Source organism: Beijerinckia sp. 28-YEA-48, assembly GCF_900104955.1.
Lineage (GTDB): Bacteria > Pseudomonadota > Alphaproteobacteria > Rhizobiales > Beijerinckiaceae > Terripilifer.
The window spans coordinates 3,462,183-3,484,532 of sequence record NZ_FNSI01000001.1; the positions used below are offsets into that span (position 1 = coordinate 3,462,183).

19 protein-coding genes are annotated in these 22,350 nt (G+C 61.8%); 9 read left to right on the forward strand and 10 right to left on the reverse strand.

Annotated elements, in window-relative coordinates:
* Position 1: 1 nt before the first annotated feature.
* The 3 genes from BLW50_RS16360 to BLW50_RS16370 all read left to right on the forward strand — a co-directional run bounded on the left by BLW50_RS16360 (position 2) and on the right by BLW50_RS16370 (position 3,224).
* A complete protein-coding gene (locus BLW50_RS16360; protein ID WP_090704463.1) occupies positions 2-835 on the forward strand; it encodes an ABC transporter ATP-binding protein in 834 nt (277 codons plus the stop codon).
* Positions 832-1,653, forward strand: a complete 822-nt coding sequence (locus BLW50_RS16365; protein WP_244544272.1) for an ABC transporter permease — start codon at positions 832-834, stop codon at positions 1,651-1,653. The genes BLW50_RS16360 and BLW50_RS16365 overlap by 4 nt, the downstream gene beginning before the upstream one ends.
* 143 nt (positions 1,654-1,796) lie before the next feature.
* On the forward strand, positions 1,797-3,224 hold the full coding sequence (locus BLW50_RS16370) for an amidohydrolase family protein (protein ID WP_210186091.1): 1,428 nt from the start codon (positions 1,797-1,799) through the stop codon (positions 3,222-3,224).
* 211 nt (positions 3,225-3,435) lie between these two features.
* Here BLW50_RS16370 and pip read toward each other — a convergent pair whose 3' ends face one another.
* The 3 genes from pip to BLW50_RS16385 form a co-directional block, all read right to left on the reverse strand.
* On the reverse strand, positions 3,436-4,404 hold the full coding sequence (gene pip / locus BLW50_RS16375) for a prolyl aminopeptidase (protein ID WP_090704467.1): 969 nt from the start codon (positions 4,402-4,404) through the stop codon (positions 3,436-3,438).
* Between the two features lie 64 nt (positions 4,405-4,468).
* Positions 4,469-6,031: an ethanolamine ammonia-lyase reactivating factor EutA gene (locus BLW50_RS16380; protein ID WP_090709223.1), complete on the reverse strand. Its 1,563-nt coding sequence runs from the start codon at positions 6,029-6,031 to the stop codon at positions 4,469-4,471.
* 128 nt (positions 6,032-6,159) lie between these two features.
* Positions 6,160-7,398: a cupin domain-containing protein gene (locus BLW50_RS16385; protein ID WP_090704469.1), complete on the reverse strand. Its 1,239-nt coding sequence runs from the start codon at positions 7,396-7,398 to the stop codon at positions 6,160-6,162.
* A gap of 193 nt (positions 7,399-7,591) precedes the next feature.
* Between BLW50_RS16385 and BLW50_RS16390 the strand changes: the two genes are divergently transcribed.
* The 3 genes from BLW50_RS16390 (at position 7,592) to BLW50_RS16400 (ending at position 11,718) form a co-directional block, all read left to right on the forward strand.
* Entirely contained in the window at positions 7,592-9,370 is a 1,779-nt protein-coding gene (locus BLW50_RS16390) for an ethanolamine ammonia-lyase reactivating factor EutA (protein ID WP_090704471.1), read from the forward strand.
* 62 nt (positions 9,371-9,432) lie between these two features.
* The gene (locus BLW50_RS16395; protein WP_090704473.1) at positions 9,433-10,554 is read left to right on the forward strand and encodes an ABC transporter ATP-binding protein; all 1,122 of its coding nucleotides are present in this window, start codon (positions 9,433-9,435) and stop codon (positions 10,552-10,554) included.
* Positions 10,555-10,599: 45 nt separating this feature from the next.
* A complete protein-coding gene (locus BLW50_RS16400; protein ID WP_090704475.1) occupies positions 10,600-11,718 on the forward strand; it encodes a cupin domain-containing protein in 1,119 nt (372 codons plus the stop codon).
* A 58-nt stretch (positions 11,719-11,776) separates the two neighbouring features.
* Here the strand turns inward: BLW50_RS16400 and BLW50_RS16405 are convergent, their stop codons facing one another.
* The 5 genes from BLW50_RS16405 to BLW50_RS16425 form a co-directional block, all read right to left on the reverse strand.
* Positions 11,777-12,763 carry an ABC transporter substrate-binding protein gene (locus BLW50_RS16405; RefSeq protein WP_090704478.1) on the reverse strand — a complete coding sequence of 329 codons (987 nt, stop codon included), beginning with the start codon at positions 12,761-12,763 and terminating at the stop codon, positions 11,777-11,779.
* Between the two features lie 203 nt (positions 12,764-12,966).
* Positions 12,967-13,971, reverse strand: a complete 1,005-nt coding sequence (locus BLW50_RS16410) for an FAD-binding oxidoreductase (protein ID WP_090704480.1) — start codon at positions 13,969-13,971, stop codon at positions 12,967-12,969.
* Between the two features lie 34 nt (positions 13,972-14,005).
* Positions 14,006-14,851: an IclR family transcriptional regulator gene (locus BLW50_RS16415; RefSeq protein ID WP_090704482.1), complete on the reverse strand. Its 846-nt coding sequence runs from the start codon at positions 14,849-14,851 to the stop codon at positions 14,006-14,008.
* Positions 14,844-15,890 carry a CobW family GTP-binding protein gene (locus tag BLW50_RS16420; protein ID WP_090704484.1) on the reverse strand — a complete coding sequence of 349 codons (1,047 nt, stop codon included), beginning with the start codon at positions 15,888-15,890 and terminating at the stop codon, positions 14,844-14,846. Before BLW50_RS16420 ends, BLW50_RS16415 begins: the two co-directional genes overlap by 8 nt.
* A gap of 83 nt (positions 15,891-15,973) precedes the next feature.
* Positions 15,974-16,279 carry a Rieske (2Fe-2S) protein gene (locus BLW50_RS16425; protein ID WP_090704486.1) on the reverse strand — a complete coding sequence of 102 codons (306 nt, stop codon included), beginning with the start codon at positions 16,277-16,279 and terminating at the stop codon, positions 15,974-15,976.
* A 202-nt stretch (positions 16,280-16,481) separates the two neighbouring features.
* On the opposite strand from BLW50_RS16425, the gene BLW50_RS16430 reads away from it, so the two are divergent.
* The 3 genes from BLW50_RS16430 to BLW50_RS16440 all read left to right on the forward strand — a co-directional run bounded on the left by BLW50_RS16430 (position 16,482) and on the right by BLW50_RS16440 (position 19,677).
* A complete protein-coding gene (locus tag BLW50_RS16430) occupies positions 16,482-17,768 on the forward strand; it encodes an aromatic ring-hydroxylating dioxygenase subunit alpha (protein ID WP_090704488.1) in 1,287 nt (428 codons plus the stop codon).
* Positions 17,769-17,801: 33 nt separating this feature from the next.
* Positions 17,802-18,317 (forward strand): hypothetical protein, encoded by a 516-nt coding sequence (locus BLW50_RS16435; protein WP_090704490.1) that lies wholly within the window; start codon positions 17,802-17,804, stop codon positions 18,315-18,317.
* Between the two features lie 358 nt (positions 18,318-18,675).
* Complete coding sequence (locus tag BLW50_RS16440) at positions 18,676-19,677, forward strand: Bug family tripartite tricarboxylate transporter substrate binding protein (RefSeq protein ID WP_170850199.1); 1,002 nt, start codon at positions 18,676-18,678, stop codon at positions 19,675-19,677.
* A gap of 329 nt (positions 19,678-20,006) precedes the next feature.
* Here the strand turns inward: BLW50_RS16440 and BLW50_RS16445 are convergent, their stop codons facing one another.
* Positions 20,007-20,531, reverse strand: coding sequence for a cupin domain-containing protein (locus BLW50_RS16445; RefSeq protein WP_170850200.1), 525 nt, complete (start codon positions 20,529-20,531; stop codon positions 20,007-20,009).
* A gap of 200 nt (positions 20,532-20,731) precedes the next feature.
* Entirely contained in the window at positions 20,732-22,234 is a 1,503-nt protein-coding gene (hisS, locus tag BLW50_RS16450; RefSeq protein ID WP_090704496.1) for a histidine--tRNA ligase, read from the reverse strand.
* Positions 22,235-22,350: the final 116 nt, after the last annotated feature.

Sequence of the window (22,350 nt, forward strand, 5' to 3'; positions counted from 1 at the left end):
CATGTCCATGGCAATGGCGACAGCCCGGCCAAACAGCGCCGATCCGGTGAAAATCCGGCTGCGCAATCTCACCAAGACTTTCGACACCAAACGCGGCCCGTTCCTGGCGCTCGACAATCTGACGCTCGATATCCCCACCGGCTGCTTTTTCATGATCGTCGGCCCGTCGGGATGCGGGAAAACCACCCTGCTGCGCATCCTCGCCGGGCTTGAAACCCATACGAGCGGGACGGTGGAGATTTCGCAGCCGGCCGACGGCCGCCCATCGAACTCGATGATCTTCCAGGGCGATTCCCTGTTTCCGTGGATGACGGTATGGGAAAACGCCGCTTATGGCCTGACGATCCGGCGGCTGCCGAAAGCTGAGATCAAGGACCGGGTCGGCCATTATCTCAACCGCACCGGCCTTGGCCGCTTCGCCGATCTCTATCCGCACCAGCTCTCCGGCGGCATGCGCCAGCGCGTCTCGATTTCGCGCGCCTTCGCCAATGACCCGGACATTCTGTTGATGGACGAGCCGTTCTCGGCGCTCGACGAGCAGAACAAGCTGCTGCTGCAGGAAGAGCTGCTGCGCATCTGGGAGGAAACCCGCAAGACCGTTTTGTTCATCACCCACTCCGTCGACGAGGCGGTGACCTTGGGCGACCGGATCATGGTGATGACCGCCCATCCGGGACGCGACAAGGCCACCCTCGACGTGCCCTTCGAGCGCCCGCGCAAGGTGCTGGAGCTACGCGCCCAACCCGCTTACGGCGAATTCGTCTATAATATCTGGAGCTACCTGCGCGATGAAGTGCATCGCGCCCGCGCGCAGGACGAAGGGAGCAGTTCATGACCGACCTCGTCCAGAAGCCCGCCGCCAAGGCCGGCAGCAGAGGTTTTTCCTTCTCGCTTGGCGCCGGCAATGTCGATCGCCTGATGAACATCGCTTCGCCGGTGTTCCTTCTGTTGCTCTGGGAAATCGCGGCCCGCCTCGGCTGGATCGACGTGCGCTTCTTCCCGGCGCCGTCGAAAATCTTCCAGACCATGTTCACGCTGATCGAGAACGGGCAGCTGTGGATCCATCTCAAGGCCAGCATGTATCGCCTGTTCTGGGGCTTCCTGCTGGGCGGCATTCCAGCCTTGGTGCTGGGCATCAGCATGGGCCTGTCGCGCACGCTGCGCGCCATTTGCGAACCGCTGGTCGCCGCCACCTATCCGATCCCCAAGAGCGCCATCCTGCCGCTGATCCTGTTGATATTCGGCCTGGGCGAAGCCTCGAAGATCGTCATGGTCGGCATCGGCCTGTTCTATCCGATCCTGATCAACACCGTGGCGGGCGTGCTCGAAATCCCTAAGATCCATTTCGACGTGTCGAAGAATTTCGGCGCCAGCAAATTGCAGGTGTTCCGCACGGTCGCTCTGCCCGGCGCTTTGCCGCTGATCATGACCGGCGTCAAACTCGGCGTTGGCATGGGCCTGATCCTGATCTCGTTGGCGGAAATGGTCGGCGCGAAATCCGGCCTCGGCTATATGATGTGGAACGCCTGGGAAATTCTCTCGGTCGAGACGATGTATGTCGGCTTGATCGTGATCGCGGCGCTCGGCGTTTTGTTCTCGCTCATCCTCAATGAGGTCGAGCGCTATCTCGTGCCGTGGAAAGCGGCGCGCTGAATACCTCACCGCGCCCGTTGACCAAACGGGCGCGGCGCTGATTGAATGCCAACGCGGATCGGAGCAGCGCCCGATCCGCGTTTCTGATTCTGGGTTTCTGATTTTCGGCACCCGATCACGGGCGCTGCGTCAAGGAGGGGCTTATGTGCCGGATTTGTAATCTCCGTCGCCGCGATTTCATGAAGGTGGCTCTGGCCGCCGGTGCCCTGGCGCCTGCTGCTGCCCGCGCACAGGGCGCACCGCCCGCCGCCACGCCGCCAGCTGCGGCCGATATACGCGAATATGTGATCCGCGGCGGCCAAGTGCTGACCATGGATGGCGCTGGCCGGGATCTGCCGACAGGCGACGTACATGTGCGCGACGGCGTCATCGTGGCCGTTGGCGAAACAATTGCCGCCCCTGGCGTGCAGGTCATCGATGCGCGCGACATGATCGTCATGCCTGGCTTCGTCGACACCCATTGGCATTTGTGGAGCACGGCGCTGCGCGGCGTCATCCGCGCCGATGATCCGAAATTCGGCTATTTCCCGACGACATTGCGGGTCGGCCCCCATTGCACCGCCAAGGACGCTTATCTCTCGGTACGCCTGGGCGTGGCTGAGGCGCTGATGTCAGGCATCACCACGGTTCACAACTGGTCACACAACACCCGCACGCCCGAACATGCCGACGCCGAGATCCAGGCGATGAAGGATACCGGTGTGCGCGGCCGCTTTTCCTATGGCTGGGGCCAGGAATTGCCGCTGACCTCGGCGATGAATGTCGCCGACCTCGGCCGTGTCCAGCGCCAATGGGGGCAGGATGGCAAATCGCTGACGATCGGCGCCGCCTTGCGTTCGCCGACGCCCGGTGCGCGTGGCTCGATCCCGCTCGATGTCCTGAAGGAAGAGATCACCGGCATCCGCAAGCTGGGCCTGCCGATGACCATGCATGGCGGCGCCAAGGGCCTGGTCGACGCCGTCGCCAGCGTCGACGGTCTCGGCCCTGACATGTTGCTCGTGCATCCGCAAAGCCTGTCGGAGCAAGAACGGCAATTGGTCGCCAGCACCAAATCGCCCTACAGCACCGCACCGGTGATCGAAATGTCCTATTCGGCGGTGCGCAGCGGCACCATTCAGTATGAGGAACTCAAGGGGCTGAACGTGCCCATGGGCCTGTCGATCGACAGCTCCGGCGCCTCGGCCAATGCCGATTATTTCAACGTCATGCGGGCGCTGATGTGGTCGGATTGGCAGCGCAGCGGTGCGCCGCTCCGTCTGGCACCGCGCCGGGCGGTTGAACTGGCGACCATCGAAGGCGCCAAGGTATTGGGCTTCGGCGATGTCACCGGTTCGTTGGAAGTCGGAAAGCGCGCCGATATTCTCCTGGTGCGCAAGACCGACATCAATATGGCGCCCGTCTTTGATCCCTATTACGCGCTGGTTTTCTCGGCGCAGCCGTCAAACATCGACATGGTGATAGCCGATGGCCGTATCGTCAGCCGTGGCAGCAAGGCGGTGACGCTCGATGTCGGCAAGATCGTGCGCGAAGCGACCGCCTCGGCGTTGGAAATTCGCGGGCGTGTGACCTGAGGCGGCTTGGCAGGACGTTGAGAAACCTCGGTGTCATCCCGGACACGCGCAGCGTGATCCGGGAACCAGGGGCAAGTGGTACAGCATTCAATCGCAGTAATGTCGCGCGCTTCGGCACAGCGCAACAAGCAACACTCGTCACGCGCCCCTGGTTCCCGGATCACCTGCTTACGCAGGTGTCCGGGATGACACCAAGGTTGTTCAAACCCTGCTAAAGGTTGCGGAACGAATCCGTAGCTTCCACGAGCGCGGCCAGGATGCCGGGCTCGCTCGTGGCGTGGCCGGCATCGGGCACGATGCGCAGGAACGACTTGGGCCACGCCTTGTGCAGTTCGAACGCCGTGCGCGCCGGCGTCACCACGTCGTAGCGGCCCTGCACGATGACGCCGGGTATATCGGCGATCACCGGCATGTTGGCGATCAGCTCGCCCTCGGCCAAAAAAGCCTTGTTGACGAAGTAATGCGCCTCGATGCGCGACAGGGCGATCTCGCCGCGTGTCGCTTGGCCGGTGCGCGGCGTGCGTGGCTTCAAGGTCAGCAATTCGCCTTCCCAGGCACACCAGGTGCGTGCGGCCTCCAAACGCGCCACCGTGTCGTCGCCCAATAGGCGGCGGTGATAGGCCGCGATGATGTCGTCGCGCTCGGCTTCGGGGATCGGCGCGATGAAACGTTCCCAGCCTTCCGGAAACAAAGACGACGCGCCCTCGCGATAGAGCCAGTCGAATTCCAGCTGGCGGGCGGTGAAGGTGCCGCGCAACACCAGCGCCCGCACGCGTTCGCGATGCGCCTGCGCATAAGCCAGCGCCAGGGCCACACCCCAGGAGCCCCCCAGGATCAGCCAGTTGTCGACATCGAGCAGCAGGCGCAGACGCTCAATATCAGCGACGAGATGTTGCGTGGTGTTGGCCTCGACCGCCGCATGCGGCGTCGAGCGGCCACAGCCGCGCTGGTCGAAGAGAACGATACGGTAGACCTGCGGATCGAACAGGCGTCGATAATCCGGGTGGCAGCCGCCGCCCGGCCCGCCGTGCAGGAACAGGGCCGGCTTGCCATCGGGATTGCCGCAGACTTCCCAGTAGAGGCTATGGCCGTCTCCGACCTCGAGCATGCCACTGTCGTAGGGCTGAATCGAAGGATAAAAACTGGCCGTGCGGTGGCCAATGTGCTCGTCAACACTCATCGGATCTTCTGGGCTACTCTTGGGCGTGTGGCGTTTCTTGGGCGTGTGGCGTTCCGTTTCGCCGTCAGACTACGGCTTTCGCCCCTAGATTGCCAAGCGACGGATCGCCCAAAGCGGTATTCGCCCGGCCCAAGGCCGCCGATGTCGGGAAAACCAGCGATTTGATGACGACAGGCACGGCGCCCGAGGTTTCCAGCATGGCGCCGATATCGACGAAATCGAATTCCTTGAGCTGAATGCCGTCGATGGATACGACCGGATTGGCGAGTTTGCACTCCTCGCGCAGGTGAATGCCGACGAGGCCGCCGATATCGCCCTCGCCGACCAGCACCAGCGGATGACCGTGGCCGATCACCGCGCCCAATCCATCGATGACGGCATGGCAATAATCATCGAGCCGCCGGAAGGTGGCCGAGCCCTGCCAGCGATAACAGAGCGCCACCGCCCGGTCGCCTTCGTGCAGATCGAGGCGGCGCAGCGCCGTTTTGATCGCGGCTGCGATCGCCGCCCGATCGAGCTCTTCGTCGTCCAGCGGCAGAACCGGCGCGATCACCGGCAGGTTGCGCAGCGGCAATGTCGTGAGCGGGGCGACGAAGATCGTCGCGCCACTGACCTGGATCGTATATTGCGACGCGCCCACGACCGTGGCGCGGATCCCCTGCTCCGGCTTTTCGACCGGGACGCCCCAGGCCGCGACGTGCCGGACGATCGCCTGCGCGAGACTGGGGCCAAGATCGCCGAAACCGCCGTTTTGCAGGCCATACACATATTCGGACACACCACCGGAAAAGGTGATGCAGGCTGGCGGCACATTGTTGCGCAGCGGCTCCAGGCGCAGCAGGGCCGCGGTTTCAGGCGACAGGTTCGGTTGCGTCATGGCTTCGAACAGGCGCTTGGCCATGATCTCGACCATGGTGGCGCGCTGCTCTTCCGACAACACGCTTCCCACGTCCACGGCGAAGCCAGCCTCCTCGGCAAAGCGGCGACCAGCTTCTTCGAGACGAACCACCTTGCCCTGCGCGTCGAAAGAGACGATGCGCGCGCCAACGTCGATGGCTGTCATCTCGACCACTTCACCAGCTGCACATACGGCGATCTTCGACGTGCCACCGCCGATATCGACATTCATCACCCGACGGTTCTCGCGGATCGACCGCGCGGCGGCGCCAGAGCCAAAAGCCGCCAAGGTCGTTTCCAACGCGTCGCCAGCACTCACCGACACAAACTTGCCGGCCTGCGCGGCAAACAAATCGCCGATGGCGCGCGCATTGGCGCGGCGCACGGCGACACCCGTCAGGATCAGAGCGCCGGTGTCGATAGCCGCCGGATCGATGGCGGCCGCCTCATATTGACGATCGATAAAGGCGCCGAGTTTGGCGGCGTCGATCGTCATGTCGTCGGCATAGGGTGTCAGCAGAACATCGGACTCATGGAACACCTCGCGCTTGGACACGAGATAGCGATTGTCGAGCCGTTCCAGCACGAGCCGCGAGAACACCAGATGCGAGGTGGAGGAGCCTATATCGACACCGACGCTGACGAGGCGGATCTCATCTTCTTCTTCCAGGGAACGGCGGACGCTGGAAAAGAAAGTCCGCCCGCCCTGGGCCTCGTCATCATCGCTCATCTGTTCTGTCCGGCCCTTGCTTTCGACCATAGCGTTTCACAGCTCGACGGAATCGTCGAGCGCCATGAAGACGCGTCCAAATAAGAGGATCTGAGCAAAATCACGTTTCTACCGAAACGTGATTTGCTCTACACAACGGTGTCGCGCTTTTCGGCATCCGTTTTTTCGGTGTTCGGCCGCACATACCATTTCGGATCCATACGGCTCGGCACGCCATTGCTGGCGAGCGTTGCCTCATATTCCGCACGCAGATGCGGGTCTTCCTGCCAATAGGGAATGGCCGTGCCGCCCTTATCGAGATCGATGGCGGTGTAATCGGTGTGCTTAGCGCCTGGGGCTCCTGGATCGCGGCCAGGATTGTGCGGGCCAAACCAGGCCGACAGTCGGAAGTCATCCTTCGAGACGCTGAAGTGCTGATGGTACCAGCGTGCGCCACCAGGCGCCGCCGTCACCATGCCGATCGGTTCGTAGTCCAGCCGCCGCACTTCGTCGGCATGACCATCCTGCCATGGCGTCGGCCCGCAACGTTCCGGCCACGAATAGGTGTAGCCCTTGCCTTTCAGGCAGATCAGGATGGCGGCCGAGGTATGGGCGTGCGCTTTCGAATAACGGCCGTTCTCATGCTGGCCGATCCAGTAATAGAACTGGTTGTTGGTCATGAACGGTTCGACGCGGCGATAGCCGACGGAGCGGCGGTTATCGAGCGGCAGGTCGCAGTTAATGACATCGGGAATGAAGTTGGTGCGGCGCATGGCCAGGCCGCGCACCGGATCCGGCTCGATATCGTCCTTGGCCTTGAAGAAGTCGTCGGCGCCGTTGAAACGATCGCGGAAGACGAAGGGATTGTTGAACACCGCCTCGACATTGTTGAGCATGTTCATGACATTCGGCGCTGTCGTGCCGCCCAGCAGCAGAGCGCCGCCCGACGTCGCGTTGACGACGCGATACCAGGCATTCATCGGGATCGAAAACATCGAGCCCTTCTGCCATTCGAAGACATGCTTCTTGGTGTCGCCTTCCTGCCAAACCTCGGTGGTGCCACGCCCTTCGACGACGAGGAAGATTTCCTCGTACATGTGTTTCTCAGGGTTCAGCGCGCCGCCCGGCGGCACTTCCACCACATAGCAGCCCCATTTGGTCTCGGTGCCGTAAAGTTGAATGAAATGGCCTTTGCCGCCGCGCCGCTTCCACGGCATCAGCGGCAGGTTCTGCACTTTCGAAATGCCGATGTCGCGGAACACCGGGATCCCTTCCGCCTCCATCCAGGCATCATAAGGGGTCGGTTGTTTCTGGAACTCGCCGAAGCCCGCCTTCTTGACGCCCGACGGCTCGTGCCAATGAACACCGTCTTTGGAATCGTGTGGCATGGGTTCCTCCTGCGTAAGAATGTCCTCGGCTCGTTACGGCGGCCGGTCTCTGTCGCGCTAGATCGACCATGGGGCGAGCCGTGTCAACAAGCAGCGACCAGTTGACGAAAACATGATACCGCGCGAGGAAGGCATTAAGATGAAACGCGCACAGCAAGCTGAATTATAATGCTTGTGCCGACCGAGGAACGACATGGGAGACAACGACAAGAAGCCTGCAGCGCATAGCCTCGCTGAGCATGCCATGGGACAAGCCTATGACCATGAGCACGACGCTGATGCCGATCACGAGCACGACGATTTCGAGCTCGATGGCCCGCTGGAAGAAAATCCGCTCTGGATTCAGGACAATGTCCATCTGACCAGCGTCGGCATCGATATCGGCTCGTCCGGCACGCAGGTAATCTTCTCGCGCATTCACCTGCGCCGCCTCGCCGAGGATCTGACCAGCCGCTATTATGTCGTCTCGCGTGAGACACTTTACCTCTCGCCCGTGGCGCTGACGCCCTATGCCAGCGAGACGCGCATTGATGACGCCAAGCTGCGCGAAATCATCACAGACGCCTACCAGCAGGCCGGCATCGCCGCTGCCGACGTGGACACCGGCGCCGTCATCCTCACGGGTGAGGCGCTGCGGCGCGAGAACGCCCAGGCGATCTCAGCGCTATTGTCACAGCAGGGCGGCGAGTTCGTCTGCGCCACCGCCGGCCACCACATGGAATCGATGCTGGCCGCCTATGGCTCGGGCGCGGCGCAGGCTTCCCTCGATCTTGGCAAGCGCGTACTCAACATCGACATCGGCGGCGGCACGACCAAGATCGGCGTGCTCGAAGGCGGCAAGGTGATCTCAACCGCTGCCGTCCATATCGGCGGCCGTCTGCAGGTGACCGAGGGCGGCCGGATCGTCCGTCTTGATCCTGCCGGGCGCACCCATGCGCGGCGCGCCGGCTTCGACTGGGCGCTTGGCGCTGCGGCCAGCGACGCCGACCTCGATCAGGTGGCCGATGGCATGGCCGAGACCCTGATCGCGGCGCTGACGGCACGGCCGCTCCCGCACGATATCGAACATCTCTACCTGACCGACCCGATCGTCGATTTCGGCGATGTGGCGGGCGTAATGTTCTCCGGCGGCGTCGGCGAATATGTCTATGATCGCGAACAACGCGATTTCCAGGACATGGGCCGCAGGCTCGGCACAGCCATCCGCCAACGTATCGCCGCTGGGCGTCTGCCCTGGCCGCTGTTGCCGGCCCATGAATGTATCCGCGCCACGGCGCTCGGCGCCTCCGAATACAGCGTCCAGCTCTCCGGCAATACGAGCTATATCTCCAGCCCTGGCGCGCTGCTGCCACGGCGCAACCTGCAGGTGGTGCAACCGCCGTTCGAACTCGGCGAGGAGGTCGATTCCGCAGCACTCGCGCGGGCGATTACCGGGCATCTGAAAGCCTTCGATCTCGAAGACATCACCCAGGACGTGGCCTTGGCGCTGCGTTGGACCGGCGCGCCGGCCTATGAACGCATCCTCGGTTTTGCCCAAGGTGTCGCGCTGGCACTGGCTGACCGGATCGCCGCTGGCCGTCCGCTCTATCTCATGCTCGATGGCGACGTCGCCCAAACACTTGGCGCCGTCTTGCGCGAGGATTGCGGCATCGCCAACGAGATATTGGTTATCGACGGCGTGATGCTGGCGGACTTCGACTATATCGATCTCGGCAAGCTCCGTATCCCCTCCTATACGGTTCCGGTGACCATCAAATCGCTGGTGTTCAGCGAGGACCCGCGCGGTCCCCGCGCCCGCGAAATCATCCATCACCGCGAACACGACGCCGGTCACCACCATCACGGCCATGCGCACGACCATCACCATGGTCACGGGCATCATGATCACGGACACACACATAGCCATGATCATGCACATGATCATACACATGGCCATGATCATCATCACCACGACCACCATCGCAAAGGCTGATCTGCCGCCGGCTTGCGCCGGCCGCGGACCGAGCGCATAAAACGGACCGGAGGGAGGACACGGTGCTCAGCGTCAGACGGCTCAATACGGAGTATAAAACCCCGAAGGGGCCACCCGTGCGCGCTGCTCAAGACGTGACCTTCGATGTGCCGAAGGGCAAATTCTTCACGCTGCTAGGGCCTTCCGGCTGCGGCAAGACCACCACCTTGCGCTCCATCGCCGGGCTCGAACGGCCGACGTCAGGCGAGATCGAGGTCAACGGCAAACTGGTCTATGCCTCCCAGGGCAATATCTTCGTGGCGCCCAACAAGCGCAACTTCGGCATGGTGTTCCAGTCCTATGCCATCTGGCCGCATATGAGCGTCTTCGCCAATGCCGCCTTTCCGCTGCAGGTGCGCCGTGACCGGCCTTCGAAACGGCAGATCCAAGACAAGGTGATGGGCGTGCTGCAGGCGGTGGCGCTCGATCATCTGGCCGAGCGGGACGCCACCAAGCTCTCCGGCGGCCAGCAGCAGCGCCTGGCCCTGGCACGCGCCCTGGTGATGGAACCGGAACTGCTGCTGCTCGACGAGCCGCTGTCCAACCTCGATGCCAAATTGCGCGATCGCATGCGCTTCGAGCTAAAGCGCATCCAGCGCGACAATGGCCTGACGACCATCTATGTCACCCACGACCAGGGCGAAGCGCTGGCGCTGTCCCATGAAATCGCCGTGATGAACGAAGGCCGCATCGTCCAGATCGGCTCGCCGCACGACATCTACAACCGTCCGCGCACGAAATTCGTCGCCGACTTCATCGGCACCACCAATTTCCTCGAAGGTCGCGTTAAGGGGCTCGATCAGGCCACACGGCGCTGGCTGATCGAAACGCCGGCCGGCGATATTCTGGTGAAGAGCGAGGCCGAATTGTCAGCCGGCGCAAAAGCCTCGATCTCGATCCGCCCCGAAGATATCGAATTGTCGGAACAGCCCTTCGGCGCGGCCGCCGCCAACAAGCTTGCCGGCACCGCCGACGCTACGGTGTTTCTCGGCGATTTCCTCGACGTTCAAGTGCGGGTGGGCGAAGCCATGCTGCAATCGCGCTCGCACCCCTCGCTGCACGCGCCCGATGGCGCACCGCTCTATATCCGCATCGACCCGGAGAAATGTATCGCTATCGCTGACACCCTCAGCACACACGCCTAGGATTTATTTTAACCCAACACTCAACCAAGAAAGACGGAGAAGGAAATGGCCAAGGACGCAATCGTATCCGACGATCTCGCCAAGAAATTCGCGACCGAGAAGGATACGCCCTATCTGCGCTGGGTGCGCGAAGAAGGGCTCGATATCATCGGCGCCCATTATGTCCGCAATCTGCGCACGGTCGAGCTGAAACCCTGGGCGCGGCGTGGCGGCAAAGGCATCTTCATCAATCACGAGGCCTCGCGCACCTCCAACGATTGCTATGTCTGTGAGATCGCGCCGGGCAAGAAGCTGGAACCGCAGCGCCAGCTGTTCGAAGAGATGATCCTGGTGCTCGACGGACGCGGCTCGACCAGCGTGTGGAACGATGCCGGCAAGAAGATCACCTTCGAGTGGAAGGCCGGCGCTCTCTTCGCCATCCCGCTGAACGCCTGGCATCAGCACTTCAACGGCTCGGGCCAGGAGCCGGCGCGCTTCGTCTCGGTCACCAATGCGCCGCCGGTGATCAATCTCTATGAAGACATCGATTTCGTCTTCAACACCAAGCATGACTTCAAGAGCCGCTTCGCCGGCGAGCCTGATTACTTCAGCGCCAAGGGCGAGCAGAAGGGTCTGTTGCTCGAAACCAATTTCGTACCCGATGCGGTGAACCTGCCGCTGATCTCGGCCAAGGAGCGCGGCGCTGGCGGTGGCCACATCCGTTTCAACATGGCCAAGGGCTCGATGAACAGCCACATCTCGCAATTCCCCATCGGCACCTACAAGAAAGGCCACTGCCACGGCCCAGGCGCGCATGTGATCATCCTGTCGGGCGAAGGCTATTCGCTGATGTGGCCCGAAGGCGAAGAACCGCGCCGCTACGATTGGGAAGTCGGCACCATGATCGTGCCGCCGAACCTGTGGTTCCACCAGCATTTCAACACCGGCACGACGCCGGCGCGCTATCTGGCCTTCAAGCACGAGGTGGTTTCGATCCGTAACGGCCAGGGCGTGCCCAAGGCTTGGATCAGCCGGCGCATCGGCGGCGATCAGATCGACTATGCCGACGAAACGCCGCTCGTGCGCGATATGTTCACGCAGGAATTGTCGAAGAACGGCCTGACGCCAAAGATGGACGAGGCCTACAAGACCGAGCTGGAAACGCTGCCGCCAAAGGCCGCTTGACGTTAGAGACGACCTGAAACGAGAGGGCCCGGTTCACAGAACCGGGCCCTTTGCTTATTCAGATCTTGAAGGCTTCCAGCGTTTCTGGTGCGAACAGTTCTTCCGGCTTCAACAGGCGCGGCGACAGTCCGCATTCATGGTGATAGCGCAGGAAGGTTTCGAGCACTTTGTAGTTGTTGTCGAAACCGTAGGGCCAATAGTCCTCGCCCATCTCCCGGCGCGCTTCCTCGATGTCATGCGACAGCCAGGGCACCATCGCCTTCAAGGCCGCGGTCTCTTGCAGATCGTGATAGGTGCGGCGCTGCGCTTCGACGAAGGCCTTGAACAACGATTGGGCGATCCAGCGATTGGCTTCGTAGACCTCGCGGCGGATGGCGACCGTGTGCATGATCGGGAAAATCCGGGTCTTGCGGAAATAATCCAGCTCCACCGGACGATAGTCCTCGAACAGGCGCTTGACGTTGACGCCATCATAAGTCGAGGGCTTGCGCGCCGTGTGGAATGCATCGATCTCGCCATCGCGCAGCATCTGCGCGAGGGTCTTGTCCTCGGCGATCGGCGTCACCTTGATATTGGGCGGCAGGTTGAGCTTGATCTTCTCGATGCGGCCCGGCTCTTCCTCGCCACCTGTGTGATAGGTGACGCTGTCCATCGGCACGCCATAGTGCTCAGCCAAAATGCCTCTGATCCACACCGGCGCCGTCATCTGGAATTCCGGCACGCCGATACGCTTGCCGATCAGGTCCTTCGGCTCGCGAATCCCCGACTTGGCGTTGATATAGATCGACGAGTGACGGAAGAAGCGCGATGGAAAGACCGGGATGGCGACGAAGGGTTTGGGATCGCGGTGGCACGAGACCGTGTAAGACGACAGCGACATTTCCGACACGTCGAATTCACGATAGCGCGCCATGCGGAAGAAGGTTTCTTCCACCGGCATATCAAGAAAATTGATGTCGATGCCATCGGGCTGCACCGAACCATCCTGCAGGCCGCGCGTGCGGTCATAGTTCCAGCAGCCGAGCGTCAGTTTCAATTTCGACATTATTGTTCTCCCCGACGATTGAAAATCCTGGGTGTCATCCCCGACAGCCGCGCAGCGGCTGAGCGGGGATCCAGAAGCAAGTGGTGGAATGCTGATAGAAATTGTGGCGCGCGGTCATGATGCAAAATTTTACCGCTCGCCCCTGGATTCCCGCTCGCGCCTTCGGCGCGTCGGGAATGACACGGAGCGTTTTTCGAATTCGATCAATAGAACTGATCGAAATGAAGCTGTCTCACAGGCACTTTCGCCTTGATGAGCATTTTCATCACCGCCTGCGACATGGCCGGCGGGCCGGCGAAATAGACCTCGAAATTGGCCAGGTCCTCGCCAAACAGCGTTTCGGCAATATCGTGCACGAAGCCGGTGTGGCCGCTCCAGCCTTCGGCGCCTTCCGGCATGGAGATCGCCGGATGGTAATGAATGCGCGAGCCATAGCCGTCGAGCACGCCGAGGATGCCCTCGCCGCAAATGTCCTTGGGGGTGCGACCGCCATAGATGAATTGCACGTTGCGGCCCTGCAAAGCAGCACTTGCCGCAGCACCTCGGGCGATCGAAATCATCGGCGACAGACCAGAACCACCAGCGAGGCAAAGAATGTCGCGCGGCGCGTCTTCGCGCAGGTAAGCCATGCCATAGGGACCGTCGATGGTGATCGTGTCGCCGATCTTCACCTTCTCGAACAGATTGGTTGTCGCCTCACCACCCGGCACGAGCTTGATCTGGAAATGCCACTCGTCACCCAGGTTGGTGACGTTGCTCATCGAATAGGCACGGGCACCTTCGACACCGGGCAAGCCGAGCAGCGCATATTGGCCAGGAAGAAACAGATTGGATTGCTTCAGGTTGAAGCGGAATTCTCTGATGTCGTGGGTCAGATCATCGATGCCCGCCAGAACCGCTTCGGTTTTGCGCGGCAAATGCTGGCTTTTGTAATGATCGCGCAGATTGACCTTGATGGTGCAATCGCCTTTCGGTTGCGCCTGGCAACCGAGAAAACGGTTCCGCGCAATGTCGCGTTCGTTGAGGCCCGGCGGATTGGCGCGCAGGTGCTCAACCTCACCCGCCAGCAGCTCAAACCGGCAATTACCACAGGAGCCGACATTACATTCGTAGGGAAAGCCTAGTCCTTCGCGCAGGGCGGCACGAGCCAAGGTGTCATTTTCGCAAACATATTCGATATTCGCATTGCTGATCGTTATCTTGGGCATGTACCCCCCATATCCTTTTTATCAGTAGGCCGCATTAATAAGCCGCTGGGGCCTTGTATCCCAGGCGCGACGAAATCGTGTGCGCCGTATCTAGCAGAAGCGGCAGAAAGCGCGCCAGCACTTCATCATCCATGCGCTGGCGCGGCCCGGCGATGCCAACAGCAGCGACGACACGGCTCTCAGCATCCCTGATGGGGGCCGCCAGCGAGCGCATTCCCGGTTCACATTGTTCGTCCTCGACCGCATAGCCGATCCGCCGGATCTCGGCCAGCGCCGCGCGCAGATGCGTTGGATCGACGTCGGTCTGTGGCGTCCGCTGCGTCAGGCCGCCAGCGACGATCGCCTCGACCTTGGGTTCCGACATAAAGGCCAGCATGGCCCGCCCTTCCGAGGCGCAGAAGGCCGGCTTGCGCTCGCCCAGATTGGCCCGCATGCGGATCGCCTGGCTGCTCTCCAGATCGTAAACATAGATAATCTCGGCCCCATCCAGCAAAGCCAGGTGGACGGTTTCGTTGGTGGCTTCGCGCAAAGCGAAAATATGCTGCCGCGCCTCGGTCGACACATTCATGCGCTGGCGCACCAGCGCGCCGAGCCCAAACAGCGCGATGCCGAGACGGTACTTCTCGTTCTCGCTGTTTTGCTCCAGCATGCCTTCCGCCACCAGCGTCGAGGCCAACCGATAGACCGTGCTCTTGGCGACACCGAGCTTGCGCGACAGGGCCGTGACGCCGATTTCGGATTCGCCTTCCGAGAAGGCCTTCAACAACCGCATCGACATGGCGACCGACGACAGCCGTTGCGGTTCGCGGCGCGCGGCTTTTGTCGACGAGGATTGCGACGCGTCGTCGATACGAACATCAGTCACACGAACGTCAGTCATGGGCGCGCACTCCGATGGCGTTTTCGGTGACGACCGCGGTAAGGCCGAGACGGGCGAGAAAGTCAGTGGCGATGGCGCTGGCCGGCGCGCCTTGCGCAATGAATGTCATGCCCACCGGGCGATCGTCGGTTCGAGCGCCCAAGGCTGAACGCGCGATGGCCTCGCCCGGCATGGTTTGAAGGATTTCGATTGCGCCCTCGGCGCCGCTGCGGGCTGTTCCCTTGACGCGCAGGATCGCGGCCTCGTGGCGGGCAAGCGTCGCCTGCAGGGCATCGGCCAGCGCTTCATAGGCGATCGGCCCGAATAGCGGCGCGAAGGCGCTCGTCACATCGTTCGAATGATGCGCGTGATCGTGGTGATCATGATCGTGATGTCCATCGTGGCAGGCCGGCGTGCAAACGTGGCCGTGCGCCAGAGCATTCCCGAGAGCGGCGACGATGGCGGCTGCCGGCGCAGAAGCGCCACCCGAAGCCAGGATCGCAGCTTGCGGCCGCACGGATCGGATTGCCGCGCGGGCGCGCTCCATCTCCTGGACGGTCGCAATATCGGTTTTGGTCAGCACAATGGCGCCGGCATGCGCCAGCTGACTCTCGCATTCGGGATGGCGCAACAGCTGCGCGGGGCCACGGCGGGCATCGAATGTGGTGACGACGCCGGCGACATCATAACGCTCGGCGATCAGAGCGTGGCTTTGCAGGGATGCAATGATCGGCTGTGGATCGGCGATGCCGGTGGTTTCGATCAACACCCACGAAAAGGGCGCAATCTCGCGATGCAGGCGCTGCCAGAACAGCCGTTCGAGCGTCGCATTGAGATCTTCACTCGCCGCGCAACAGGCGCAGCCGTTTTCCAGCAGCAGCGGCGCATCGCTCGATGTCTCGACCAGCCGATCGTCGAGCCCGACTTCACCCAGCTCGTTGACGATCACCATGGCGCCTGAAAATTCCGGCGCCCGCAGCCATTGCGCCAGCAGACTGGTTTTGCCGCTGCCGAGGAAGCCGGTGAGGATGAGGATTGGAACCTTTATGCGCTGCGCCATCGCCGCTCCAGCTCTGGTTCAGGATGAGCGCGGGATTTTTGCGAAAAACCGGTGCCCACTTTTTCGCATCCCGCTTTGGAGGTTCAAACTTCGATGTAAACCGTGTCGCCGTCGATCGCGGTCGGATAGGTCTTAACGGGGATCATGCAGGGCGGTTCGACGACTTCACCGGTCTTGATGTTGAAGACGCCGTTGTGAAAGTCGCATTCGACCGTGTCGCCGATGATCGGCCCTTCCGACAACGACCCCGGCCCATGCGTGCAGGTGTCGTCGGTCACGTAGAAAGCACCGTTCAAATTGAACACCGCCAGCAACAGATCGCCATTCTCGACCCGGAGCGCCGTGCCCTCATCGACATCGGAGGTTTTGCACACATCGACTCTCGCCATTGCTCCCGACTTTCCTCTCTCGTTATTGACCTTATGACCATAGCAGTGCTATTGATCGCCCTCATAACGGAACGCTGTTCCGTATAAGAGAACACACCTAAGTAACAGGCCCCGGCACCCCGGTCAACCGACAAATTTGCTAGAATGGGCCACGCTCAACCGCCCAAGGCGGATCAAAAGAAACAGCTTGGAGGACGCTAACGTGCTGAAAAAAGAACAAAATGACTACCTCTGCCAAACCGGGCCAGGCACGCCCATGGGCAATTTCTTCCGCTGCTATTGGCAGCCGGCCCTGTTGAGCGAGGAGCTGCCGGAGCCCGATTGCCCGCCCGTCCGCGTCAAATTGCTGGGTGAACGCCTGCTCGCTTTCCGCGACAGCGAGGGCAGGCTTGGCCTGATCGACGAGTTCTGCGCCCATCGCGGCGTCTCGCTGTGGTTTGGCCGTAACGAAGAGTGCGGCCTGCGCTGCCCCTATCACGGCTGGAAGTATGACGTGAACGGCCAGTGCACCGAGGTCCCCTCGGAGCCGGCCGAATCCGGCTATGCCAAGAAGATCAAGCTGAAGTCCTATCCCTTGATCGAACAGGGCGGCGTGTTGTGGACCTATATGGGCCCGCCGGAAGCGCAGCCGCCGCTGCCGGAATATGAATTCTCGACCGTGCCGCTGAACCAGACGTTCATGACCAAGCGTATCCAGGAGTGCAACTGGCTACAGGCGATGGAAGGCGGCATCGATTCCAGCCACGTCTCCTTCCTGCATCGCGGCGATCTGCACAACGATCCGCTGTTCAAGGGCGCCGGCGGCAACAAATACAATATGCAGGACCTGTCGCCGGTCTTTGAAGTGGTGGAGAGCGATGGCGGCCTGCTCATCGGCGCTCGCCGCAATGCCGAGGACGATCAATATTACTGGCGCATCACGCCTTGGGTGATGCCCAATTACTCCGGCGTGCCGCCGCGCGGCGACCATCCGATGCATGGGCATTTCTGGGTGCCGATCGACGACGAGACGTGCTGGGCCTGGTCTTACGACTATCATCCGACCCGCGCGCTCACCGATGCTGAAGTCGCGGCGATGAAAGACGGCAAGGGCGTGCATGTGAAATACATCCCGGGCACCTATCGCCCGCTCGCCAACAAGGACAACGACTATCTGATGGACCGCGCCGGCCAGAAGGCCGGCCGCACCTTCAGCGGCGTCGAGGGCATCGGCATCCAGGATGCGTCGTTGCAGGAAAGCATGGGGCCGATCTGCGATCGCACCAAGGAAAACCTGGTCGGCACCGACAACGGCATCATCATGGCCCGTCATCGTCTGTTGCGCGCCTCGCGCGCATTCAACGAAAAGGGCATCGCACCGCCGGGCGTCAATCCGGAGCATCACAAGGTGCGGCAGGCGGCGCTGCTGTTGAAGCGTGACGTCCAATATAAGGACGGCGCCAAGGAAGCGTTGAAAGCCAAGAAGGGCGTGCGCCAGACCTCGGTCTGACGCAACGCTAGAGGCGCAGTAGCGGAGACAGCCATGCAAAGCGAATCGGCCAAGATGACGACCGCGCACGAGGCCGGTTACCGCGTGCAATATGCCAACTCGAAACCGAGGGCGGCGAAAGTCATCGCCCTCGATCCAGCCAGCGCTGAAATCGTCGAAGAGATTTCAAAAAAGCAGTGGAATGGCGCGGCCTTCTTTACCTCTCTCGCCTTCACGGCGGAGGGGAGCCCTGGTGCCGGCGGCGGCGATCTAAAAGCCTGGCTGAAAGATCTCGCCGGCCGCACCATGGATCTGGTCGCTGAAGTCGAGCACAGCGATTTCGTCGTGGTGATCACCACGACGGGCGCCGATGCCCGCGCCGTTTCAGTGATCGCCGATGCCTGCGCCTTGTTCAACAAGTCGCTGGTCGGGCTGATCGTGCCAGGCCACGACGACAGCGATGCGGCGACGACGGAATCGATGAAATATCTGCGGCCCTATACGCGCATGCTCGTCATCGCCAGCGGCACCGACTATATCGAGGCCATGCTGACGGCGCTGCGGGCGTAGAAGGCTCCGTGTCATTCCCGACGTCCGCGAAGTGGCTACGCGGGATGACACCAGGGCTTCAGCGCGTTCTTTCAGCCGCGTTTTGATGGGCGATTGATCCCCCACCTGGGTGTCATCCCGGACGCCTGCAAAGCAGGCGATCCGGGATCCAGGGCCGCGTGACGCGTGTTGCCCGTTGCCATGCGTTGAAGCACACGACATTGCTGTGATTGAAGGCTTTACCGCTCGCCCCTGGTTCCCGGATCACGCTGCGCGTGTCCGGGATGACACGAAGGCTTCGGCGTATTCTGTCAGCCGCAATGGCCTCTGTTTCGCAAAGCCCGGATATGTATAGATGGCGCGGATCAGGATTTTGCCCATGACCCGTGCGCCTCGCCTCGCTTTTCTCGCTAGCTTCTTTTCTTCCCTCCTCGCGCCCGCCATGGCGCAGGACGGCGCCGAGGCATTTCGCGGCAAGACCGTCACCTATATCGTCGCGACGGGCCCGGGCGGCGGCTATGACGCCCACGGCCGGCTGGTCGCGCGCTTCATGCAGAAATATCTGCCGGGCGCCACAGTGGCCGTGAAGAATGTGCCGGGCGGCGGCCATCTCATTGGCGCCAACATGCTCTATGCGGCGCGGCCCGACGGATTGACCCTCGGCACGTTCAACACCGGCCTGATTTACGACCAGATCGTCTCCCGCCCCGAGGTTAAATTCGATCTGGCGCGCTTTTCTTGGATCGGCAATGCGGTGTCCGATCCGCGCGCCATCGTCCTGTCGACGCAGTCACAGGTGAGGGACTGGAAGGAGCTGACGTCCCAGCCCCAGCCAATCACCTTCGGCACGGCCAATGTCGGCAGCGCGTCCTCTGTCGAAACAAATCTGCTGGTGAGCGCCCTCAACCTGCCGATCCGCATCCGGGCCGGACTGACGGGCAGCGAAGATCAGCAGGCCATGCGGCGCGGCGAGATCGCCGGCGCGATCGCGGCACGCGCCGTCTATGAGCCGTTCGTGCGCGACGGTTTCGGCCGCATCATCGCCCAGATCGGCGGCAGCGACAAAGACGCGCCGCAACTGTCCTCCTTGATCAGCGATCCCCGCGGCCGGCACATTGTCGCGCTCATCCAGGCGCAAGCCGATCTGGCGCGCATCACCGCGGCGCCGCCCAATCTAGCCGCCCCTGTTCTCGAAACCCTGCGCACCGCCTATCGCCGCGCGTTGGAAGATACGGATTTTCGTACCGAGTCCACCAAACTCGGCCGCGTTCTGGAGCCTATTTACGGCGACGATGTACTTAAGGCCCTGCGCCCAGCGCTAGATCAAACGCCGGAGGCAGTGGCGCTGATCAAGGACGCGCTCGACGCCCGCAAGCGTTGACGCGGGGGGGACGAGCGCGCCAGCCGTCATTGCAATGACGAAAGCATCCGCGTTGTGAAGGACGATTGATCACACACCTCGGTGTCATCCCGGACACCTGCGTAAGCAGGTGATCCGGGAACCAGGGGCGCGTGACGAGTGTTGCTTGTTGTGGTGAAGCGCGCTCGGCGATTGAACGCTGTATCGCTCGCCCCTGGATCCCTGATCACGCTGCGCGTGTCCGGGATGACACCCAGGCTTCAGGTACTTCTTAATATTCTTCCACGCGCCCTGGATTGCTTCGTCGCTCTGCTCCTCGCAATGACGGACGGCAGACGTTCGTGCGAACGCTACGGCTTAGTGTCGCCGGCGACCCCGGCGCGCGGCACGGGCGTTCCAATGCCCAGCGGCTTGGCGTCCATCAAGACGAAGGCCATGCGGCAGACGTCGGACGAACGGTTGCGCCAGGCATGATAGGTGCCGCGCTGAACCATGGTGTCGCCCCGGCGCAAAGTCACCATGCGGCCTTCGTCCATCTCCATGTCGATTTCGCCATCGAGCACGACGATATAGTCCAAGGTTTCGGTGCGGTGCATGCGCGGATGATTGCCAGGCGGATATTCGGCGATCATGAAGCGCGTGCCATTGACGGGCGGATAGGTCCCGAGCTTGCGGGCGCCCATGTCTTCGGCGCTCTCGCCAACGGGCATGTCGCAGGGCATGGCATCCGTGCTCCACAGCAATGTCACGAACTGGCCAGGTGACGAGCTGTTGCGCACATTCTGCGCCGGCCCGTCGAAGAGGGCTTTCGATGCGTTATTGTCATCATGCCCCGTGACCACACGCCGGATCGGCTGCGGTTTTCTCTCGCTCATATTTCCTCCCAAATTTTTTGGCCGCATTTTGTGCGCGGCTCTTTATTGCCGTCTTGTTTTCAGTCTTGGCAAGCCATTGAGAAACGCTCTGGTGTCATTCCCAACGGTTATCGGGAATGACGCCAAAGGCTTTTCAACGCCTGCTCGAATTCGTTTCCAAGGGAATCAGAACCGAACTCTCACGTTCTGATTAAACGGTTCTAGCTATGCCGTGCCAGCGTTTCGCGCACGGCGCGAACGAGGTCAGCCTCAGCCACCGTCGTCTGCGCTCGTTCTTTCAGCGCCAGATATTCGGCGCGATCCATATCCTTGGCCGCGTTGGCGACCTGCGCGCCAAGCACGAGATCCTTGACGATGATCTCGCCTTTCTCGCGTTCGTTCGAGCCCTGGATGACGGCGCAGACGCTGCGGCGGCGATCGGCATATTTGAGCTGCGCGTTCATGCCGGCTGAACCAAGATAAAGCTCGGCGCGAATGCCTTCGGCACGCAAAGTCGAAACAAGGCCCTGATAGCGCGCCACCTGGTCCTTATCGAGAACCAGCACGACGACGGGGCCGCTCAGAGCCTCGCCGGCAACGATCGGCGAACGGATCGCCGTCAGCGCGGCCAAGAGGCGCGAGACGCCAACGGAAAAACCGGTCGCTGGCACCGGCTCGCCGCGAAAGCGGGCGACGAGGCCGTCATAGCGACCGCCACCACCGACGGAGCCAAAACGCATCGGCCGGCCGTGCTCGTCCTTCACCTCGAAGGTCAGCTCGGCCTCGTAGACGGGGCCGGTGTAATATTCGAGGCCGCGCACCACCGCCGGATCGATCACCACCCGGCCATCGCCATAGCCGGCGGCGCCGAACAGGTCCGACATGGTCTCAAGTTCAGCGACGCCTTCGAGGCCGCGTGCCGACTCGCCGACGGTCTTGCGCAGCCGTTCCAGGGTGCCGGCGTTGTCGCCAGCCCGCGCGGCGGTGAAATCGATGATGCGCTCGATCGCCGCAGGCGCGAGTTCCGCCCCCTTGGTGAAATCGCCGGACTCATCCTTACGGCCAGGGCCGAGCAACAGGCGCACGCCTTCCGGTCCCAGGCGATCGAGCTTGTCGATGGCGCGCAACACGATCAATTTTTTGGCGGTCTGATCCTCGCCAAGGCCGGCGGCTTCGAGCACGCCGTCCAACACCTTGCGATTGTTGACCTTGATCACATAGTCGCCGCGCTTGATGCCGAGCTTTTCGATCGTATCAGCGGCCATCATGCAGATTTCAGCATCGGCGGCGACGGAGGCCGAGCCGACCGTATCGGCATCGAACTGCATGAATTGACGAAAACGACCGGGGCCGGGCTTCTCGTTGCGGAAAACGAAACCAGACCGATAGCTGCGGTAGGGTTTTGGCAGCCGATCGAAATGTTCGGCGACATAACGCGCCAGCGGCGCCGTCAGGTCATAACGCAGGCTGAGCCACTGGTCGTCATCGTCCTGAAACGAAAAAACGCCCTCGTTCGGCCGGTCGAGGTCGGGCAAAAACTTCCCCAGCGCCTCGGTATATTCAATGAACGGCGTCTCGACGGCCTCGAAACCATACAGTTCGTAGACTTCGCGAATCGCCGCCATCATCCGATTGGTGGCGGCAATATCGTTCGGCGTCCGATCGGCGAGGCCGCGCGGCAGGCGCGCTTTGACGGTGGCGGATTTGGTTTCCTGGTCGTTCATTTGAAATTTTGCGCCTAAATAGGGAGATGACCGGCTTTTAGAGTGGTTTCGGAGGAAGGGAAATCGCTTTTCCTGCCTTTCGCCGCTTCTCTCCGCTTCTTGCCCCGCCCTTGCCC